The organism is Streptomyces sp. NPDC096105, assembly GCF_044763335.1.
Lineage (GTDB): Bacteria > Actinomycetota > Actinomycetes > Streptomycetales > Streptomycetaceae > Streptomyces.
In genome coordinates, this window is record NZ_JBIWGC010000012.1 from 133,900 (window position 1) to 148,334 (window position 14,435).

The following is a 14,435-nucleotide window of genomic DNA, read 5'->3' on the forward strand; positions in this document are numbered from 1 at the left end:
GTGCGGCCCTGAGCGCCCAGGAGTACGCCCAGGCCCGGGCGTACGGCGCCTCTGGGATGGGAACAGCGTGCTCCTCGCCCTGCGCACCAACGCGGAGCCACCGCAGGGGAGCGCGGCCCCCCTCTGGAAGCCGCGCTACTGCGTCGCCACCCGCCCGGTTAGGACGCCACGTATGGCACGGCCAACTCGACGGGCCTGCCGGTACGCGCCGACTCACGGGCCGCCCGGATGACGCGCAGGGTGCGCAAGGCCGCCGCTCCGTCCGGGCCCGCCCCACTCCCCCGGCTGACCCCGGCGACGAACTCGCCGAGCATGACCGCGTACGGGTCGATCCCGCGCGTCTGCGGGCGCTCACGGGACGTGACGGCGTCGAAGCCGCCGAGCAGCCGCGGGAAGGCGGTGAACTCCACGCTCGCCTTCTCGCCGATAAAGGTCATGACCGGCCCGGCCGCCGACGGCCCCGCGTCCGCCGCCCCCCAACTGCAGTCGAGCGAGACCACGGTTCCGTCCGCGTAGCGCACGGTCACCAGGGCGGCGCTCGCCACACCCGGCTCCGCACCCACCCCGTTCGTCTGCGCGTAGACCCGCTCCGCGTGGACACCGCCGAGCACCGCGTCCACCATGTCGAGGAGCTGGGGCGCGTTGGTCCCCAGCGCTCCGCTCCGGGCCGCCCGCTCGCCGGCCGGACGCGGCCCGTTGTACGCGCCGTGGATCGTCGTGAGGCCGCCGGCCACCTCACCCTTGGCGAGCTCCCCGCGCACGGCGGCGAACGCCGGGCCGAAACAGACCGGTGAGACGACACTCAGCCGCACACCCGCCTCCTCGCAGACCCGCGCCATCACTTCGGCGTCCCTCTCGGCGTCCGTCCCACCGTCGGTCGGCGGATACTCGCACAGCACCGGGACCCCGGCCCTGGCGGCCCGCTCCACCAGCGGGCGGCACGCACCGGGCTCGCCGACGACGACCACCGCGTCGGGCCTCAGGCCGAACAGCTCGTCCCAGCCCTCCGCGAACGTCGCGCCGAGCCTGCGGGCGGTGCTCCTCCCCCGCCCCGGGTCGCCGGGCGAACCGTCCGGGTCCGCGACCAGCAGGTCCACGTCCGGCATCGCATGCAGCAGCCCGGCGTACGTCGCGGCACGCTCCTCGGCGAACGACAACACGGCGACCTTCATGCGGCAGCCCCCTTCACGGGCAGTTCGACGGCACGTCCCGTCCACGCGGACCGGGCCGCGGCCTGGGTGATGCGGACGGCGGCCAGCGCGTCGTGCGCCACGAGACGCGGAGGTGGCCCGCCCCGCAGCGCCTGGGCGAACTCCCGGATCTCGGAGGTGAACGGCGATTCCCCGTAGTAGCCGAAGGTTCCGGCCGGGCCACCGGACACCTGGATCTCCTGGGGCCACTCGGAGTCGTGGACGATCGTCCCGCCCGTGCCCGAGACGTGGAACGTGACCCGGATCGGCGGCTGCGGGGTAGGCGTCCACCGGCTCACCACCTGGCTCAGCGCGCCACCGGCGTGCGTGAGGACGACCGTGCCCACCGCGGCGGTCCCCTGCGGCGCCGGAGCGGTGATCTCGCCCTGGTAGTGGGCGTGCACCCGCACGACGTCCCCGAAGAGCCAGTAGGCGATGTCCACACCGTGCAGCATCTGGTCGGTGAGGATGCCGCCCGACTCCGCGGTGGCACGGCCGGTCCAGGGACGCGGGTGGTACCCGGCCACGGTGAACCGGGCCACCGTGCCCGCGCCCAGACTCCCCTCGGCCACCAGCTCGTGCAGTCGGGCGAAGGCGGGGGCGAAACGGATGTCGTGCGCCGGGTAGACCGGCACACCGGCCTTCTCGGCCGCACCGACGATCTCCTCGGCCTCGGCCACGTCGGCCGCCAGAGGCTTCTCGCACACCACGGCCACCCCCCTGGCGATGGCGGCCAGGGCGATGTCCCGGTGCGTGTCCGTCGGTGAGCAGATGTCGACGGCGTCGACTCCGTCCAGGGCCTCGTCCAGGGAGCCCACGGCCTTCACCCCGAACCCGTCGAACTCCTGGGCCAGTTCCTCCGCACGCCCGTCCAGCGAGTGGATCCGCACGCACGCCCCGGCGGCGAGCCACGCCTCCAGGTGCATCCGCGCTATCAGCCCCGCGCCGATCAGTGCCGTCTCGAGTTGTCGCACGGCGTCCCCCGCTCCTCTTCCCGGTAACCCACGGTGTCTCCCCGGCACTTCTCCGGCACGTGTCGCCGCCGACACCCACGGGTCCGCAGCCTGGTCAGTCTCACCCGCCCCGCTGGAGGCGGCCATCACCAACGTGAGTAGTCCCCCCACGCGGTCCCTTGGACCCGACCGTCCTCACCGGCTCTCCCCGGGTGGCGGATCAACGGCCCGCGGCCACGCTCGGGTCCTCCCGGGCACGGACACGGCACAAATGGCGTGGTCGGGGCCCGTGGAGGGTTGCTGGAGGCACACGCGCGCCCGCCCGCCGAAGCGCGGGCATCGTCGTGGCTGACTTTCGGTGGTGCGGGTTCAGGACGGGCGGAGAGGAACTCGAGTGCGGGTCGAACAGGGCCGGTGCGGGCGCGGGGCGCCGTCGTCACCGGTCGCCGTACGCGAGGGCCGCTCCCCTTCCCTGTACGGCAGGACGTCACCGACCGTCGCCAAGGACCGCCCAAGGACGCGGCAGCGCGGGGTGGAGCAACCGGCGCTCACCTCAGCCAAGGGAAGAGAGTCCCCCGCCAGAACAGCACTTGACCTGCACAAACGCCCATTCCGACCCAGATCGGCGGAACTGCCAGGCAGTTCCCTCGGCCGCACAGGACGATCGAGGGAACTGAGTGCCCGGTTCCAGGGATCGTGGCACCCGGTTCCCTCGGTCTGACACCCGGTCCACAGGAACTGCCACCCGGTTCTGAGGATCTGGGTACCACGATCCTGAGAACGCCCCAGATTGACGTCACGTACATGTCTGCGAGGTCGGAGGCACGCCGCCGGACCTCTTCGGCGCGTGGCAGGCGGTACTGTCGGCCGGCAAGGAGCACGGCCCACGAGCGCGGTTGATTGACTTCCTGATCATGTACGTTATGTTCATTTGGTCGGCCTCACGGCCGTCTGCCGCGAACACCGGCAAAGCCCACGCGTGGAGGGTCCTTTGGGAGCAGTACGCAGGCTGGTCGACGCCGACACCGGCGAGCCGGTCCCTTACGCGCCGTACGCCTTCTCCGGCAGGCACACCCAAGTGGACAAGGCACGCGTCGAGGCGATCACCGAGTCCAAGGCGTTCACGCCGAGCCAGAAGTTCCTCGTCCTGTGGTGGATCGGCGTCTCCCCCGAGGGGATGGAACCGCTGCGGGCCACGGGAGCGGACATCGCCAAGCGGGTAGGAATGTCCACGGACGCGGTGGGGAAGATCAACAGAAAGCTGGTCAAGCACCGCATCCTGGTCGTGCGAGGGCGCATCGGCAACTACAAGCTTTACCGCATCAGCCCTTACATTGCTTTCCACGGGACAGGGCTGGAGCAGCGTGAAGCGGTGAAGGCGTGCAACCCGCCGGACATCCCCGGTTTCGACAAGAAGACCCCCTCGCGGTGGGAGGCCCAGTGACCAGCGACGACAAGCAGAAGAACCTGAACCTGCTGAAGGCCACGGCCGGCATGACCGCGAACCAGCGTCTCGTCGTGATGCTGTACGCCCTGCATCCCACCGACCGGTCCGGGGCGATCCTGGAGACCGCCGCCAACCTCGCGAAACTGGTCGGCATGGCTCCCCCGGTGTTCTCCCGCACCCGCAAGCAGGTCATCGAGGCCGGCTGGCTCGAGGAGACGGAGAAGATCGGCCACATCAAGTACTACCGGCTCGCCCCTAAGCACCTCGGCGAGAACGTCGTCGTCCCGCTGCGTCGCGCGACCTGACGGCACCGCAATCCGACACGTCCTGAGCGCCGTCCCTCATTGACGTCACGTACATGAGGGACGGCGCTCAGGACGTCCTTGATGATTCCTGGCACAGCACTGCCACGGGCCCTGCCCGCCGAGGCGGGCGAGCGGCACGCCGCCGGTGATCACCGGCCTCACGGTTCGGACCGCGCCTGTACGCGTTTCGTACGCGAGATGTACGCCGTGGGTGCCCTTGCGCGGTAGCGTGGCGGCTAAGAGGTACCCATGTCGGAGTTGTTCGAGGCGATCGACGCCCTCATCGCGTCCCGCGCGCCGCTGCCGCCACCGGAGGAACGCAAGCGGCTGCGGATGGCCCACGGCCTGACCGTGGACGAGGTGGCCAAGGCGTTGCGGGTCCGCCGCGCCACCGTGAGCGGCTGGAAGTACGGCAAGACGGAACCGCGACCGCCGGAGCGCGACGCCTACGCGCGACTGCCCGGCAGACTCGCGGAGCTCTACCCCGGGGAGCCTCCCGGTCCCTCCGAGGCCCTCGAGACCTCCGGTGCCGAGGCCGCCGCCGCGCCGTCCGCCCCGGCACCGCAGGCGTCCCCCGGACCGCAGCCCGAACGTGGGGCCGGGTCGTCCGCCGCCCGGACCGCTCGCTCCCGGCCTCCGGCCCCGGCCTCGACGCCGACCGGGGGCAGGCCGGCACAGGCCCCCTCCCCCACCGCCGAATCGGTGCCGGGTCGGACCGTCAGACCGTCGTCGACACCCCGTCGTCCGGCAGCGGGTCGGACCGCCCCGGCGGGTGGCGACCCGCGGTTCGAGAACGGTCCGCTCTCGGTCCTCGACGTCGAGGACGGCCAGGTCCTCGCGTACTGCGCAGGCGGCCTGATCCTGGACGTACCGGCCAAGACGATCCCCGCCCTCGTCGACTGGACGCTCAAGGAGGCCCGGCTCGGGCAGCCGAGGCTGTCCGGACCGGGCAAGGACGCCGACCCCCTGCTCGTGCTCAGCGAGGCCGTCTGTCGGCGCTACGGCCTGCAGATGCGGTACCTGGTCCGGCAGCTCAAAGGCACCCGGGCCGCCGCCGAGTTGCTCGGGGTGTCCCAGCGGACCGTCGAACGGTACGTGAAGAAGCAGATCAGGACTCCCCGCCCCCAGCGCGCCGCCCGCCTGGAGACGGAGGTACGCAGGCCCTGGCAGCCCCAGGTCCGCGCCAGGGCGCGGCAGCGGGCGGCGACCACCGACGGCATCGTCGTCGACACCCGCGCCCGCATCGGCTACACCGCCCCCATCGGCACCACCGACGACGCACGTCTGCGCCAGTTGACCGTCGCCCTTCCCCCGCAGTACGCCGCCCGGCTCTTCGACGCACAGCAGCAGGCGCCGACGAGCGGCGCCTCATGGAGATCACCGCCGAAGGGCTCAAGGAGGTGTACTTCCAGGACGCCGGCCGCCACGCCGGCAGCCTCGAGGAGGTCCGCTTCACGGACGTGGAGCACGTCGGCTTCGAACTGTAGGCGGGCCGGCCGGGGAGGATACGCCCTGTCGGCACACCCCGCATCCGGCCGGCCCGCCTACCACCACGGCGCGCTCTCCCGCTACTCCGCCCTGGCAGCCGACTGCTTCAACTGCTCCGACTGCTCCACGAAGGAGCGCGCCAGTTCCTCCAGGCGAGCCGGGTCCCGGTTCAGTGCCTTCATGCTGAGGAAGCGCAGGAGGGCGAAGAAGACGTCGTCCTTCTCGATCTTCGTGTCCAGGAGCATCGCGAGAGCACCCGGCTCGTCATACGGCACCTGGCGGACCTGCTGCGCGTCCCCGGACCCCTTCGATCCGGTACGGGACTCGGGCGTGTCCGTCCGCGGCTCCGGCACCGACTGGGGCTGCGCCGGAGCAGCCGGAGCCGTGGCCTGCGCCGGGGGCTGAGCCTTCGTCCGAGGCTGACCCTGCACCTGCGGACGCGCCTGCGCCGCCGCCTGCGGGGAAGGGTGATCGTCAGTAGCCTGACCGGCTTCCGACCGAGCCTTCGTCTCGGCGTCCTCTATTACGTCGTAATAGCTCTCGGCGTTCTTCTCACCGTCCGTGCTCTCCGGCCGGGCCTCCTCCACCGGCTTCTTCCGGTTGCGTTCCTTCCGCTCAGCTTCCTTCCGGGCCCGCTCCTCCTTCAGCGCCTGGAGCGCCGCCTCCTGCTGCTCGGCCGGCTTGTTGCCCACGGCCCGCAGCAGGTCGATGGGCTCTTCGCTGATCCGAGCCTGGAGTTCCGGGGTGAGGTTGAGGAGAGCGAGCCGCTGGGAGACCCAGCCCTGGGAACGGTGGAGTCGCTTGGCCAGCGCGGTCTGGCTGCCATGAATGGCCAGGAGCCGTTGCAGGGCACGCGCTTCGTCCAGCTCTTCGAGGTCCTGGCGATGGATGTTGGCGACGAGAGCGGATTCGAGGAGTTCCTCGGAGGTGCTGCCCTGGTCGTCGCTGACCATCACCTTGAGCACGGCGAGGCCGGCTTCGCGGGCTGCCGCGAGACGGCTGCTGCCGTCGATCACCACGTGGGTGGTGTCGCGTTCGAGGTCCGCCGCGCGCTCCGGGTTGGCCTTGATGTAGGCGTCGCGGTTCATGACCGTGATCGCCTGCTTCTGGCCGTGGGTCTTGAGACTGCCCGCCAGATCGGTGAGGTCACCGAGGCTGGAGCGCGGGTTGTCGGGGTTGAGGCTGATGCGGTCCGGGGGAAGCACCGTCGGCGGAGCCACACCGTCGGTGGGGACCCCGGTGGCGGCGGCGACGGCCTGACGGCGGGCGCTGACCGGGCGCGCTCCCCCGCCGAATCGGCCGGCACCGAGCTTATCGGCCTTGCTCATGCGATCTCCCTGGCCAGCGCGCGCATACCGATCGCCTGCTGGGACTTGGGCGCGTACGACAGCAGGGGCTGCTTCATACGCACGGCTTCCTTCTGTTCCTTGAGGTCTCCGATGAGCCCGACAACACGCGGATCCTTTATGTCGACCCACCCCTGGAGCGAGGAGGTGGCGATGTAGCCGCGGCGGGAGTCGTAGAGGTTGACGACGATGCCGAGGTAGTCGATGTCGATCTGGAGGTCACTGCGCAGGTCGTCGATCTGCGTGGTGAGCAGGTCGTAGGCGTCGGCGGAGCTGTCTTCGGCCTGGACGACGATGAGCGCGCCGGACTGGCCGGGCTTCTCTCCGTCACGACGGCGGCCGTAGTAGGAGGCCGCGTCCATGCTGAGGCCGAGGCTGGGCGGGCAGTCGATGACGATGACGTCGTAATCGGGTTCCAGCGGAGCCAGCGCCCGCTCAAGGGCTGCCTCCCTGGCGCGTACGGCGGACAGGCGGACGTCGAGGAGGAAGGCGTCGTTGCAGGCGGGCAGCAGGTGAAGCCGGCCGTTGAAGGTGTCGTCGTCGATGGAGACGATGAGGTCGCGGAGGTCGCCCTTGGGATCGCCTGCCATGTGGTTGGTGAGACTGTCACCGTTCATGGGCAGAGGGCTGGCGCCGAGCTGGTTGGTGAGGTGGCACTGCGGGTCGAAGTCGACCAGGAGGACACGCAGTCCGAGACCGGGAAGGTTCTCGACGTCGAGGGAGTCGCTGCTCTGCGAGGGGTCGGACTCGGCGTCACTGGCACGGAGGGCCTTGGCGAGGGCCTTGGCGATCTGCACGGCGTGCAGTGTGTTGGGGTCCTCGGCGAGGGCCTCACCGAGTCCGGCGGTGATGGCGGTCTTCCCGACCCCGCCTTTCTGGTTGCAGACGATGATGCGGCGGGTGATCTCGGGGCGGTCGACGTCGGGGGCGGGGTTGGAGTCGAGCCAGAGTTGTACGGACTGGGCCAGACCCTGGATCAGGGAGACACGGCGGTCGGCGACGATCTGACGGAACTCCTCCCACTGGCCCGGCGGCAGGAAGGTGGAGAAGGAGTCCGCGCCCGAGGTGTCGATGGTTGCCAGGGTGGACGCCAGGCTGCACCAGTCCCTGATGCCCTGTTCGACGGCGGCCTGGATCTCGATGCCGTGTTGAGCGGCTCTGATCTTGAGGTTCTGCCGGAGCCATCCCGGCAGCTTGGAGACGACCTTCTCGCGGTCGCTGGAGGTGGCTGGAGAACTCATGGAAGACACCTTACTAACGTCCATGATTCTTTGCGGCACCGACACGTTAGCAAGCAGGGCCCGTTGGGGGCGATGCCACTATTACGCCGTAATAGCCAGCCCCGTCCGACCGGGGTCCGGTCAGGCTCGGCACGGGTCTGACCGATCCGACCTACGAGCTATTACGCCGTAATAGCTCGCCCGTTCACTCGGCCAGGGCCGAGGCAACTGCCGCACACGCGGCGTGCGCTTCGTGGGTCCTTGCCGACGGTTGGCCCGTCCGGTGCTCAAGTCTGCGCAGGGCGCGCAGCGCCGCACTCAGGTAGCGGCTGAGACCGAGCATCTGCGTGGGCGTACTGCAGTGTGGGAGGACTTCCGCGACTTCGCCGAGCCAGTACTCGACGTCCTCGTCCAGGACGAGAGCGCCCTGTTGGTCCAGGAGACGCTGCGCGGCACCGGCGAGCAGGTGGTGTCGTTGCCGGGCCGCCGCCTGCGCCCGTTCCTCGGCGGCCCGGTGTTCCGCGATACGTCGTTCGGCCTGCCTGACGGCTTCGGGCGTGCGTCGCACCTGTCCGGTGCCCGGGACCGCATCGGTCAGGGAGCCGGCCTGAAGGCGCCTGGCCTTGTTGTAGGCGGCACTTGGTGTGCCCACCGCCAATGCGGGAGCCAGTTCCCTCCATTCGGCGCCTGCGGAGCGGGCGTCGCCGATGGCCGTGCTCTGGTGGACGCGCAGGCGCTCGCCCAGGAACTCCCAGAGCAGTACACGGATCAGAGCGGCCGCCTTCTGCTTCTCCGCCGGCAGGGCCCGGAGGGAGCCGGCATGCTTCTCGGCGTAGAGGAGCGCCCCGTAGATCTCCTCGTCGGCAGGCATGCGCTCGATGCCGGGGTCCTCCGCCTCCTCGTGGAACTGACGCAGCTCGCCGACGAGTGCCCGGGCGTCCACCGGACCGACAGTCCTGACCTGCCTGACCAGCGGCTTCGTCGGGTCGGGGAACCCTTTCCTGCGAGATGCCATGAGGAACAGGATGCCCCTTCCCGGGTCGATTCACAGAATGTGAATCGCCGTACAGGGCTGGCTCGTGGGGGAGTGAAGGCCCAACACGACGTGACGCGTTTCGCTGAAGGTGACCCAATCTCGGTCTACCTGAACCTCTGGTCGGATGTCGCAGTCAGTCGTGGGTGGAGCTCGGACAGCAGCAGCCTGCGCCGGATCCGCCTCTGGTGGCCGCGTCATTCCCATCCGCCCCCCCAATCGGGTGGGCCACATTGCACCTCACGAACAGGAGGCCCCGCCTCATGAGACATGCGAACTCCGAAGAACGGAGGCTTCGCTCTCGGGGTCACGGCCGAGGCGGGCACTCCAGGATCCGGCCGTCGACGGTCCCGATGAGCAAGTGTCCTTGGGGCGCCACAGCGAGGGACAGTGCCGTGGTCGGTGCTCCGTCGACCTTGAGCTCGGTGTGCCATCGCACCGAGCCGTCGTTGGCGTCCAGTGCTATCAGGGCGCCAGAGTTGTAGGCCACGTAGACGGTGTCCCCGTCGGTGTCGAGGGCAGTGGCAGGATGATCGGCGCGGTACTGCCACTGCACTCGACGAGATCGTCCGGGAGGCCGCAAGGAGGATGCTGGCCGACGCCCTGGAAGCTGAGGTGAACGCCTGCAGAGCCGAGTTGGCTGACCAGCGCGACGCGCGCGGCCGCCGCCCGGTCGTGCGCAACGGCTACCACCAGCCCAGGAAGGTCACCACCGCGGCCGGCGCAGTCGAGGTGAGGGCGCCGCGGGTGAACGACAAGCGCGTCGACGAGACCACGGGCGAGCGCAAGCGGTTCTCCTCATGCGCGCCCCGGTCCTGGCGGTCGGCGACGGCGCCCTGGGCTTTTGGAAGGCCCTGGCCGAGGTCTTCCCCGCCTCCCGGCATCAAAGGTGCTGGGTGCACAAAACCGCCAATGTGCTCAACGCTCTGCCGAAGTCGGCTCAGCCCGGCGCCCGCAAGGCGCTTCAGGACATCTACAACGCCGAGGACCGCGACCTCGCGGTCAAGGCGATCAAGACATTCCCCAGCTCTACGGCGCGAAGTTCCCCAAGGCCGTCAAGAGGATCACCGACGACGAGGCCGAGCTGCTGGCGTTCTACGACTTCCTCCCCGGAGCACTGGATCCACCTGCGGACGACCAACCCGACCGAGTCCACGTTCGCCACCATCCGCCTGCGCACCAGGGTCACCCGCGGAGCCGGCTCCCGCACCGCCGCCCTGGCGATGGTCTTCAAGCTCGTCGAGTCCGCCCAGGCCCGGTGACGGGCCGTGAACGCACCCCACCTCGTCGCCCTCGTCCGTGCCGGAGTCCGCTTCGAACGCTGCCGACTCGTCGAGCGCCCCGCCACCGCCGCGGCATAGGGTCTGGTGGACCATGACCGACCACCACACCTACGGCACCAGCACCCACACCGCCGGCGAGCTGGCCCGGCTCGTCGGTGACCGCCTCGGACTGGTCTTCACCGCGCGCGACAGCTACTACCGGGGCGTCTACCACCTCGCCGACATCCCCAACGGACGGATCGAGATCCAGCCCAACCCGATCCCCGGCAACGGCGATGAAGACGACCTCTACGCCCCGGAACACCCGGCGGCCCAGGTGCTGTTGCTCGCCACCACACCGGCCTCGGACCCCGCCCTGCGGACTCGCCTGCACTCCGTCGAAGGACTCACCCACCTGGACCACGGGACAGCGTGAACAGCTACTGATCCGAACCTTTGACAATTGCTCGTCCCGCTGCCACGAGAGGTGCTCAGTCTTCGCGGATGCGTCCCCGAAGGTCTCCTGAGCAAGGTACTCACTGCGTCATAGAAGACAGCGCAGATGAACCGGGGGAGTGGTGGGGGCCTGAGTCGCTGGGTCGCCGGTCCCTGAGTCGCTGTCCGGTAAGTCGCTCTCGGGCCTCAGTCGCTTCGGTAGCTTCGGTCGCTGGCCTCTTGTGGGCGCTGAGACTCTCTGAGACTGAAGACCAGCTACTCAGCGACTCTCGGTCGCTGCCTTCAGTCTCAGGCAAAAGCCCAGGTCAGAGGGGTTTCCTCGACGTAATAGCGACTGAAGCGACTGAAGTTCCGGGTATATAAAGACTTCGCGTGCGCGCGTGTGCGTCATATATAGAAGCCTTCAGTCGCTTCAGTCGCTGTTTGGTTGGTCAGGCACCATCTGACCTGCGGTTTTTTCAAGCGACTCAGACAGCGACCAAACGCCCTTGAGTCGCTGGGCTTGAGTCTCGGTAGCTGACGGGCGCCCTTCGTGCCCCACCGACACGGCGTCGCAGGACTTTTCCCCAGGCTCCATGACCTCACCGGCCACGTTCGCTAGTCTGTGTCCATCGTTGAGTCGCTTCAGTCGCTGATGGGGGAGAGAGATGCCTTCTGAGCTGCGGCTTTCTCGCAGCGACTCACGGCGGCGTGTTCCGGAGACTTCAGTCGCTGAGCTCTCCCTCGCCACCGCGCGGTGGTGTGCCCGCAGGGGCTGGCCGGTGCATCCCCTCGCCGCCGGCCGCAAGACACCCGTGGCGAACTGCAACGACTGTCGCGCACACCCGCACGCACCCGCCGACTGCCCATGCATCCCCGCGGGCCGCTGGTGCCACGGGTTCCACGCCGCCACCCTGGATCAGGACCGCATCCAGCAGTGGTGGGGGAGCAACCCCAAGCTGGGTGTCGGGGTCTCCTGCGGCAGGGCCGGGCTCGTCGTCATCGACATCGACGCCCACCCCGTCCAGCCGCCCACCCGGGACCGGATCCTGCCGGGCATCCCCATCGCCGACCACATCGACCTCACCGGTCTGGCCAACGGCTTCCACACCCTCGCCGTCCTGGCCGCACTGCGGGGTCGGCCCAGCCCCGCCGACGACGCGTCCACGCTGCGCGTCCGCACCCCCTCCGGAGGGCTCCACGTCTGGTACCGGAGCGGCGACGGCCGCCGCTGGCAGTCCTCCGTCGGCTCCAGCTCCGGCCGGGCGCTGGCCTGGCAGGTCGACGTCCGGGCCCACGGCAGCTACATCATCGCCCCCGGCACCACTACCCGGCAGGGCGTCTACACCCCCCTCGGCACCGTCCGCGAGCCGGCGGCGCTCCCGTTGTGGCTCGCCCAGGAACTCGAACGCACCGGGCACCTGCCCGCCCCCAACATCCCCGCCCCCAGGCCGGTCCCGCCCAGGGCCAGGCAGGCGGTGCTCGCCGCGGGCGGCGGCGGACGCGAGCAGCACGTTCTCGCCTCGGTCCTGGCCCCCGTCGAGGCTTGCGGGCAGGTGCCCGAAGGGGCAGGGTTCTCGGACACCCTCAACCGCGCCGCGTACACGCTCGGCGGGCTCGTCGCAGCCGGCCGCGTGGCCCGCGAGGAAGCCGAGCAAGCCCTCCTGCGGGCCGCGACCGAGGCCCGCCCCGGACAGGACCGCCGCATCGGGCAGATCATCCGCAGCGGCCTCACCGCAGGCCTGAACCGCCCGCTCCATGACAACGGGAGGCGCCAGTGACGTCCCCCGGGCCCGAAGCGCTCTTCGAGTTCGACCCCGAAGCCGTCGCCGCGCAGATCCGTGCGCAGGGCACCGCGGCCGTGCCCCGGCCCGCCCAGGGCGACGCCCCCCACAGTCCGGTGGGGGAGGCGACAGCGAACGGGCTGTTGCCCGACACCCTCTCCGACCGAGGCAACGCCAAGCTTTTCGTCAGGCTCTACGCCAACGACTACCGGCACGTCCCCGGCATCGGCTGGTACCGGTGGGACACGACCCGCTGGCAGATGGACGAGGACGACACCGTCCTCTGGGCCGCCGGTGACCTCGCCGAGAGCATCGCCACCCACGACCCCCGGGGCATCTTCACCACCACCGCCCTGCAGACCCACCGCCGCCGCGCCCTGTCCACCGCGGGTATCAACGCGATGCTGGCCCAGGCGAGGTCGGCGCCCGGCATGGTGCTCAACGCGGCCCGTCTGGACGCCGACCCGTACGCGCTGTGCACCCCGGACGGCATCGTCGACCTGCGCACGGGTCTCCTCAAGTCCCCCGACCCCAACAAGGACTTCCACTCCCGCTCCACGACCGTGGGCCCCCTGCACAACGCCACGCCTCGCTGGGAGAGGTTCCTGACCGACACCTTCGGCGACGACGCCGAGGGCCGGGAAATGATCGACTACCTGCAGCTCCTCCTCGGCTACTCGGTCACCGGGGACGTGGGCGCCCAGGTGCTGCCGTTCCTGTTCGGTTCCGGCAAGAACGGCAAGTCCGTCCTCCTGGACGTGCTCATGAAGCTCCTCGGGGACTACGCCGACGCCGCTCCGCCGGGCTTCCTGATGGCCCGTCCCTACGAGGGCCATCCGACGGACCTGGCCGAACTGCACGGGCGCCGCGTCATCGTCTGCTCCGAGGTCAAGCCCGGTGACAAGTTCGACGAGGCCCGGGTCAAACTCCTCACCGGCGGTGACCGCATCAAGGCGCGCCGGATGCGGCAGGACTTCTTCAGCTTCACGCCGACGCACAAGCTGTGGCTGCTGGGCAACCACCGTCCCGAGGTCGGCACCGGCGGCTTCGCCTTCTGGCGCCGGATGCGCCTGATCCCCTTCGAACGCGTCGTCCCCGACCACCGGAAGATCGACAACCTCGCCGACATCCTCGTCACCGAGGAGGGCCCCGGCATCCTGGGCTGGCTCATCGACGGCGCGCGCCGCTACCTCGCAGGTGACCGTGACCTCACCGGTCCCGAACGCGTACGCATCGCCACCACCGCGTACGCGGAGACCGAGGACCACACCGGCCGCTTCTACGAAGAGAGCTGTGTGCTGGCACCCGATCTGCGCGCGGAACAGACGGCGCTCTACGCCGCCTACAAGACCTGGTGCCAGAATGAAGGGGCACCGGTCATGTCCTCAAGGGCGTTCGCGGCCCGTACCCGGGAACTCGTGGGACTGGCCTCGCCCAAGGAGATGATCCTTTCCAACCAGCGCAAGCACTATCCAGGCATCGGCCTGCTCACGGACCAGGAAAGGGCTTCAGGCGCATGAGCTCCCTGATCACCGAGGACGAGATCAGTCACGAGAGCCAGCTGGTCTGGCTGGAGGACATCGACGACCTCGACTACGTTCGCCAGAGCCTGGACCGACTCCCCACCCGGAAGGGCAAGCCCGCCTACCACCGTGACGGTCGTATGGTCGGCTACGCCATCCTCGGCCCCACGGCCAAGGCGTCCCGGGCCTCCGGCACCTTCCGCCGGCGTGTCTTCTGGCTCCTGCCCCACGACCGCGACAGCCAGCCCGACGGCCTCTACGCCAAGAGCGCCCCCGCCGAGGCTGTCGACCCGCGGACGCTGGAAGCCTGCGTCAAGGGCTACAAGACCGAGCGGTCCGAAGGCGGACCACCGTCCAGCGCGATGCAGCAGTTGGGCATAACCCTGCCGCTGTGAAGCCGGAAGGCGTAGCCAACGACGAAGGCCCGCCGCTGGTCACCGGGAGGTGAC

At 69.8% G+C, this 14,435-nt stretch carries 13 protein-coding genes and 3 pseudogenes; 10 read left to right on the forward strand and 6 right to left on the reverse strand.

Features of this window, described 5'->3' with window-relative positions; all coding sequences use genetic code 11:
- Nucleotides 1-158 precede the first annotated feature (158 nt).
- Nucleotides 159-1,172: a Gfo/Idh/MocA family protein gene (locus ACIQ8B_RS20195; RefSeq protein WP_403548466.1), complete on the reverse strand. Its 1,014-nt coding sequence runs from the start codon at nucleotides 1,170-1,172 to the stop codon at nucleotides 159-161.
- Nucleotides 1,169-2,164 carry a Gfo/Idh/MocA family protein gene (locus tag ACIQ8B_RS20200; RefSeq protein ID WP_403548468.1) on the reverse strand — a complete coding sequence of 332 codons (996 nt, stop codon included), beginning with the start codon at nucleotides 2,162-2,164 and terminating at the stop codon, nucleotides 1,169-1,171. The genes ACIQ8B_RS20195 and ACIQ8B_RS20200 overlap by 4 nt, the downstream gene beginning before the upstream one ends.
- A 970-nt stretch (nucleotides 2,165-3,134) precedes the next feature.
- On the opposite strand from ACIQ8B_RS20200, the gene ACIQ8B_RS20205 reads away from it, so the two are divergent.
- The 4 genes and pseudogenes from ACIQ8B_RS20205 (at nucleotide 3,135) to tpg (ending at nucleotide 5,382) form a co-directional block, all read left to right on the forward strand.
- On the forward strand, nucleotides 3,135-3,587 hold the full coding sequence (locus ACIQ8B_RS20205) for a MarR family transcriptional regulator (RefSeq protein ID WP_190005837.1): 453 nt from the start codon (nucleotides 3,135-3,137) through the stop codon (nucleotides 3,585-3,587).
- Nucleotides 3,584-3,895 carry a replication initiation protein, RepL2 gene (locus ACIQ8B_RS20210; protein ID WP_290010920.1) on the forward strand — a complete coding sequence of 104 codons (312 nt, stop codon included), beginning with the start codon at nucleotides 3,584-3,586 and terminating at the stop codon, nucleotides 3,893-3,895. The genes ACIQ8B_RS20205 and ACIQ8B_RS20210 overlap by 4 nt, the downstream gene beginning before the upstream one ends.
- 333 nt (nucleotides 3,896-4,228) lie before the next feature.
- A pseudogene (locus ACIQ8B_RS20215) lies at nucleotides 4,229-4,318 on the forward strand (hypothetical protein); the annotation flags it as partial.
- A gap of 543 nt (nucleotides 4,319-4,861) precedes the next feature.
- A pseudogene (tpg, locus tag ACIQ8B_RS20220) lies at nucleotides 4,862-5,382 on the forward strand (telomere-protecting terminal protein Tpg).
- An 81-nt stretch (nucleotides 5,383-5,463) separates the two neighbouring features.
- Here tpg and ACIQ8B_RS20225 read toward each other — a convergent pair.
- From ACIQ8B_RS20225 to ACIQ8B_RS20240, 4 genes are all read right to left on the reverse strand, one after another.
- Complete coding sequence (locus ACIQ8B_RS20225) at nucleotides 5,464-6,711, reverse strand: ParB/RepB/Spo0J family partition protein (RefSeq protein ID WP_290010306.1); 1,248 nt, start codon at nucleotides 6,709-6,711, stop codon at nucleotides 5,464-5,466.
- Nucleotides 6,708-7,970: a ParA family protein gene (locus ACIQ8B_RS20230; RefSeq protein ID WP_403548470.1), complete on the reverse strand. Its 1,263-nt coding sequence runs from the start codon at nucleotides 7,968-7,970 to the stop codon at nucleotides 6,708-6,710. Before ACIQ8B_RS20230 ends, ACIQ8B_RS20225 begins: the two co-directional genes overlap by 4 nt.
- A 184-nt stretch (nucleotides 7,971-8,154) precedes the next feature.
- Nucleotides 8,155-8,964 (reverse strand): hypothetical protein, encoded by an 810-nt coding sequence (locus tag ACIQ8B_RS20235; RefSeq protein ID WP_290010310.1) that lies wholly within the window; start codon nucleotides 8,962-8,964, stop codon nucleotides 8,155-8,157.
- A 325-nt stretch (nucleotides 8,965-9,289) separates the two neighbouring features.
- Nucleotides 9,290-9,538, reverse strand: a complete 249-nt coding sequence (locus ACIQ8B_RS20240; RefSeq protein ID WP_403548473.1) for a PQQ-binding-like beta-propeller repeat protein — start codon at nucleotides 9,536-9,538, stop codon at nucleotides 9,290-9,292.
- A 32-nt stretch (nucleotides 9,539-9,570) separates the two neighbouring features.
- Here ACIQ8B_RS20240 and ACIQ8B_RS20245 point away from each other — a divergent pair.
- The 6 genes and pseudogenes from ACIQ8B_RS20245 to ACIQ8B_RS20270 form a co-directional block, all read left to right on the forward strand.
- Nucleotides 9,571-9,672: pseudogene (locus ACIQ8B_RS20245) on the forward strand (hypothetical protein); the annotation flags it as partial.
- Between the two features lie 110 nt (nucleotides 9,673-9,782).
- Nucleotides 9,783-10,244 (forward strand): transposase, encoded by a 462-nt coding sequence (locus ACIQ8B_RS20250; RefSeq protein ID WP_403548475.1) that lies wholly within the window; start codon nucleotides 9,783-9,785, stop codon nucleotides 10,242-10,244.
- 112 nt (nucleotides 10,245-10,356) lie between these two features.
- Complete coding sequence (locus tag ACIQ8B_RS20255; protein ID WP_403548477.1) at nucleotides 10,357-10,680, forward strand: hypothetical protein; 324 nt, start codon at nucleotides 10,357-10,359, stop codon at nucleotides 10,678-10,680.
- Between the two features lie 781 nt (nucleotides 10,681-11,461).
- Nucleotides 11,462-12,460 carry a bifunctional DNA primase/polymerase gene (locus tag ACIQ8B_RS20260; protein ID WP_403548479.1) on the forward strand — a complete coding sequence of 333 codons (999 nt, stop codon included), beginning with the start codon at nucleotides 11,462-11,464 and terminating at the stop codon, nucleotides 12,458-12,460.
- Complete coding sequence (locus tag ACIQ8B_RS20265; protein WP_403548481.1) at nucleotides 12,457-13,983, forward strand: phage/plasmid primase, P4 family; 1,527 nt, start codon at nucleotides 12,457-12,459, stop codon at nucleotides 13,981-13,983. Before ACIQ8B_RS20260 ends, ACIQ8B_RS20265 begins: the two co-directional genes overlap by 4 nt.
- A complete protein-coding gene (locus ACIQ8B_RS20270) occupies nucleotides 13,980-14,381 on the forward strand; it encodes a DUF6009 family protein (protein ID WP_190005829.1) in 402 nt (133 codons plus the stop codon). The genes ACIQ8B_RS20265 and ACIQ8B_RS20270 overlap by 4 nt, the downstream gene beginning before the upstream one ends.
- The last annotated feature ends 54 nt before the right edge of the window (nucleotides 14,382-14,435 follow it).

What these genes read in the sequence shown, in the direction of transcription:
- ACIQ8B_RS20255 (WP_403548477.1), top strand. Translation starts at nt 10,357, where the DNA reads ATGACCGACCACCACACCTACGGCACCAGCACCCACACCGCCGGCGAG.
- ACIQ8B_RS20270 (WP_190005829.1), top strand. Translation starts at nt 13,980, where the DNA reads ATGAGCTCCCTGATCACCGAGGACGAGATCAGTCACGAGAGCCAGCTG.
- ACIQ8B_RS20230 (WP_403548470.1), bottom strand. Translation starts at nt 7,970, where the DNA reads ATGAGTTCTCCAGCCACCTCCAGCGACCGCGAGAAGGTCGTCTCCAAG.
- ACIQ8B_RS20235 (WP_290010310.1), bottom strand. Translation starts at nt 8,964, where the DNA reads ATGGCATCTCGCAGGAAAGGGTTCCCCGACCCGACGAAGCCGCTGGTC.
- ACIQ8B_RS20195 (WP_403548466.1), bottom strand. Translation starts at nt 1,172, where the DNA reads ATGAAGGTCGCCGTGTTGTCGTTCGCCGAGGAGCGTGCCGCGACGTAC.
- ACIQ8B_RS20250 (WP_403548475.1), top strand. Translation starts at nt 9,783, where the DNA reads ATGCGCGCCCCGGTCCTGGCGGTCGGCGACGGCGCCCTGGGCTTTTGG.
- ACIQ8B_RS20225 (WP_290010306.1), bottom strand. Translation starts at nt 6,711, where the DNA reads ATGAGCAAGGCCGATAAGCTCGGTGCCGGCCGATTCGGCGGGGGAGCG.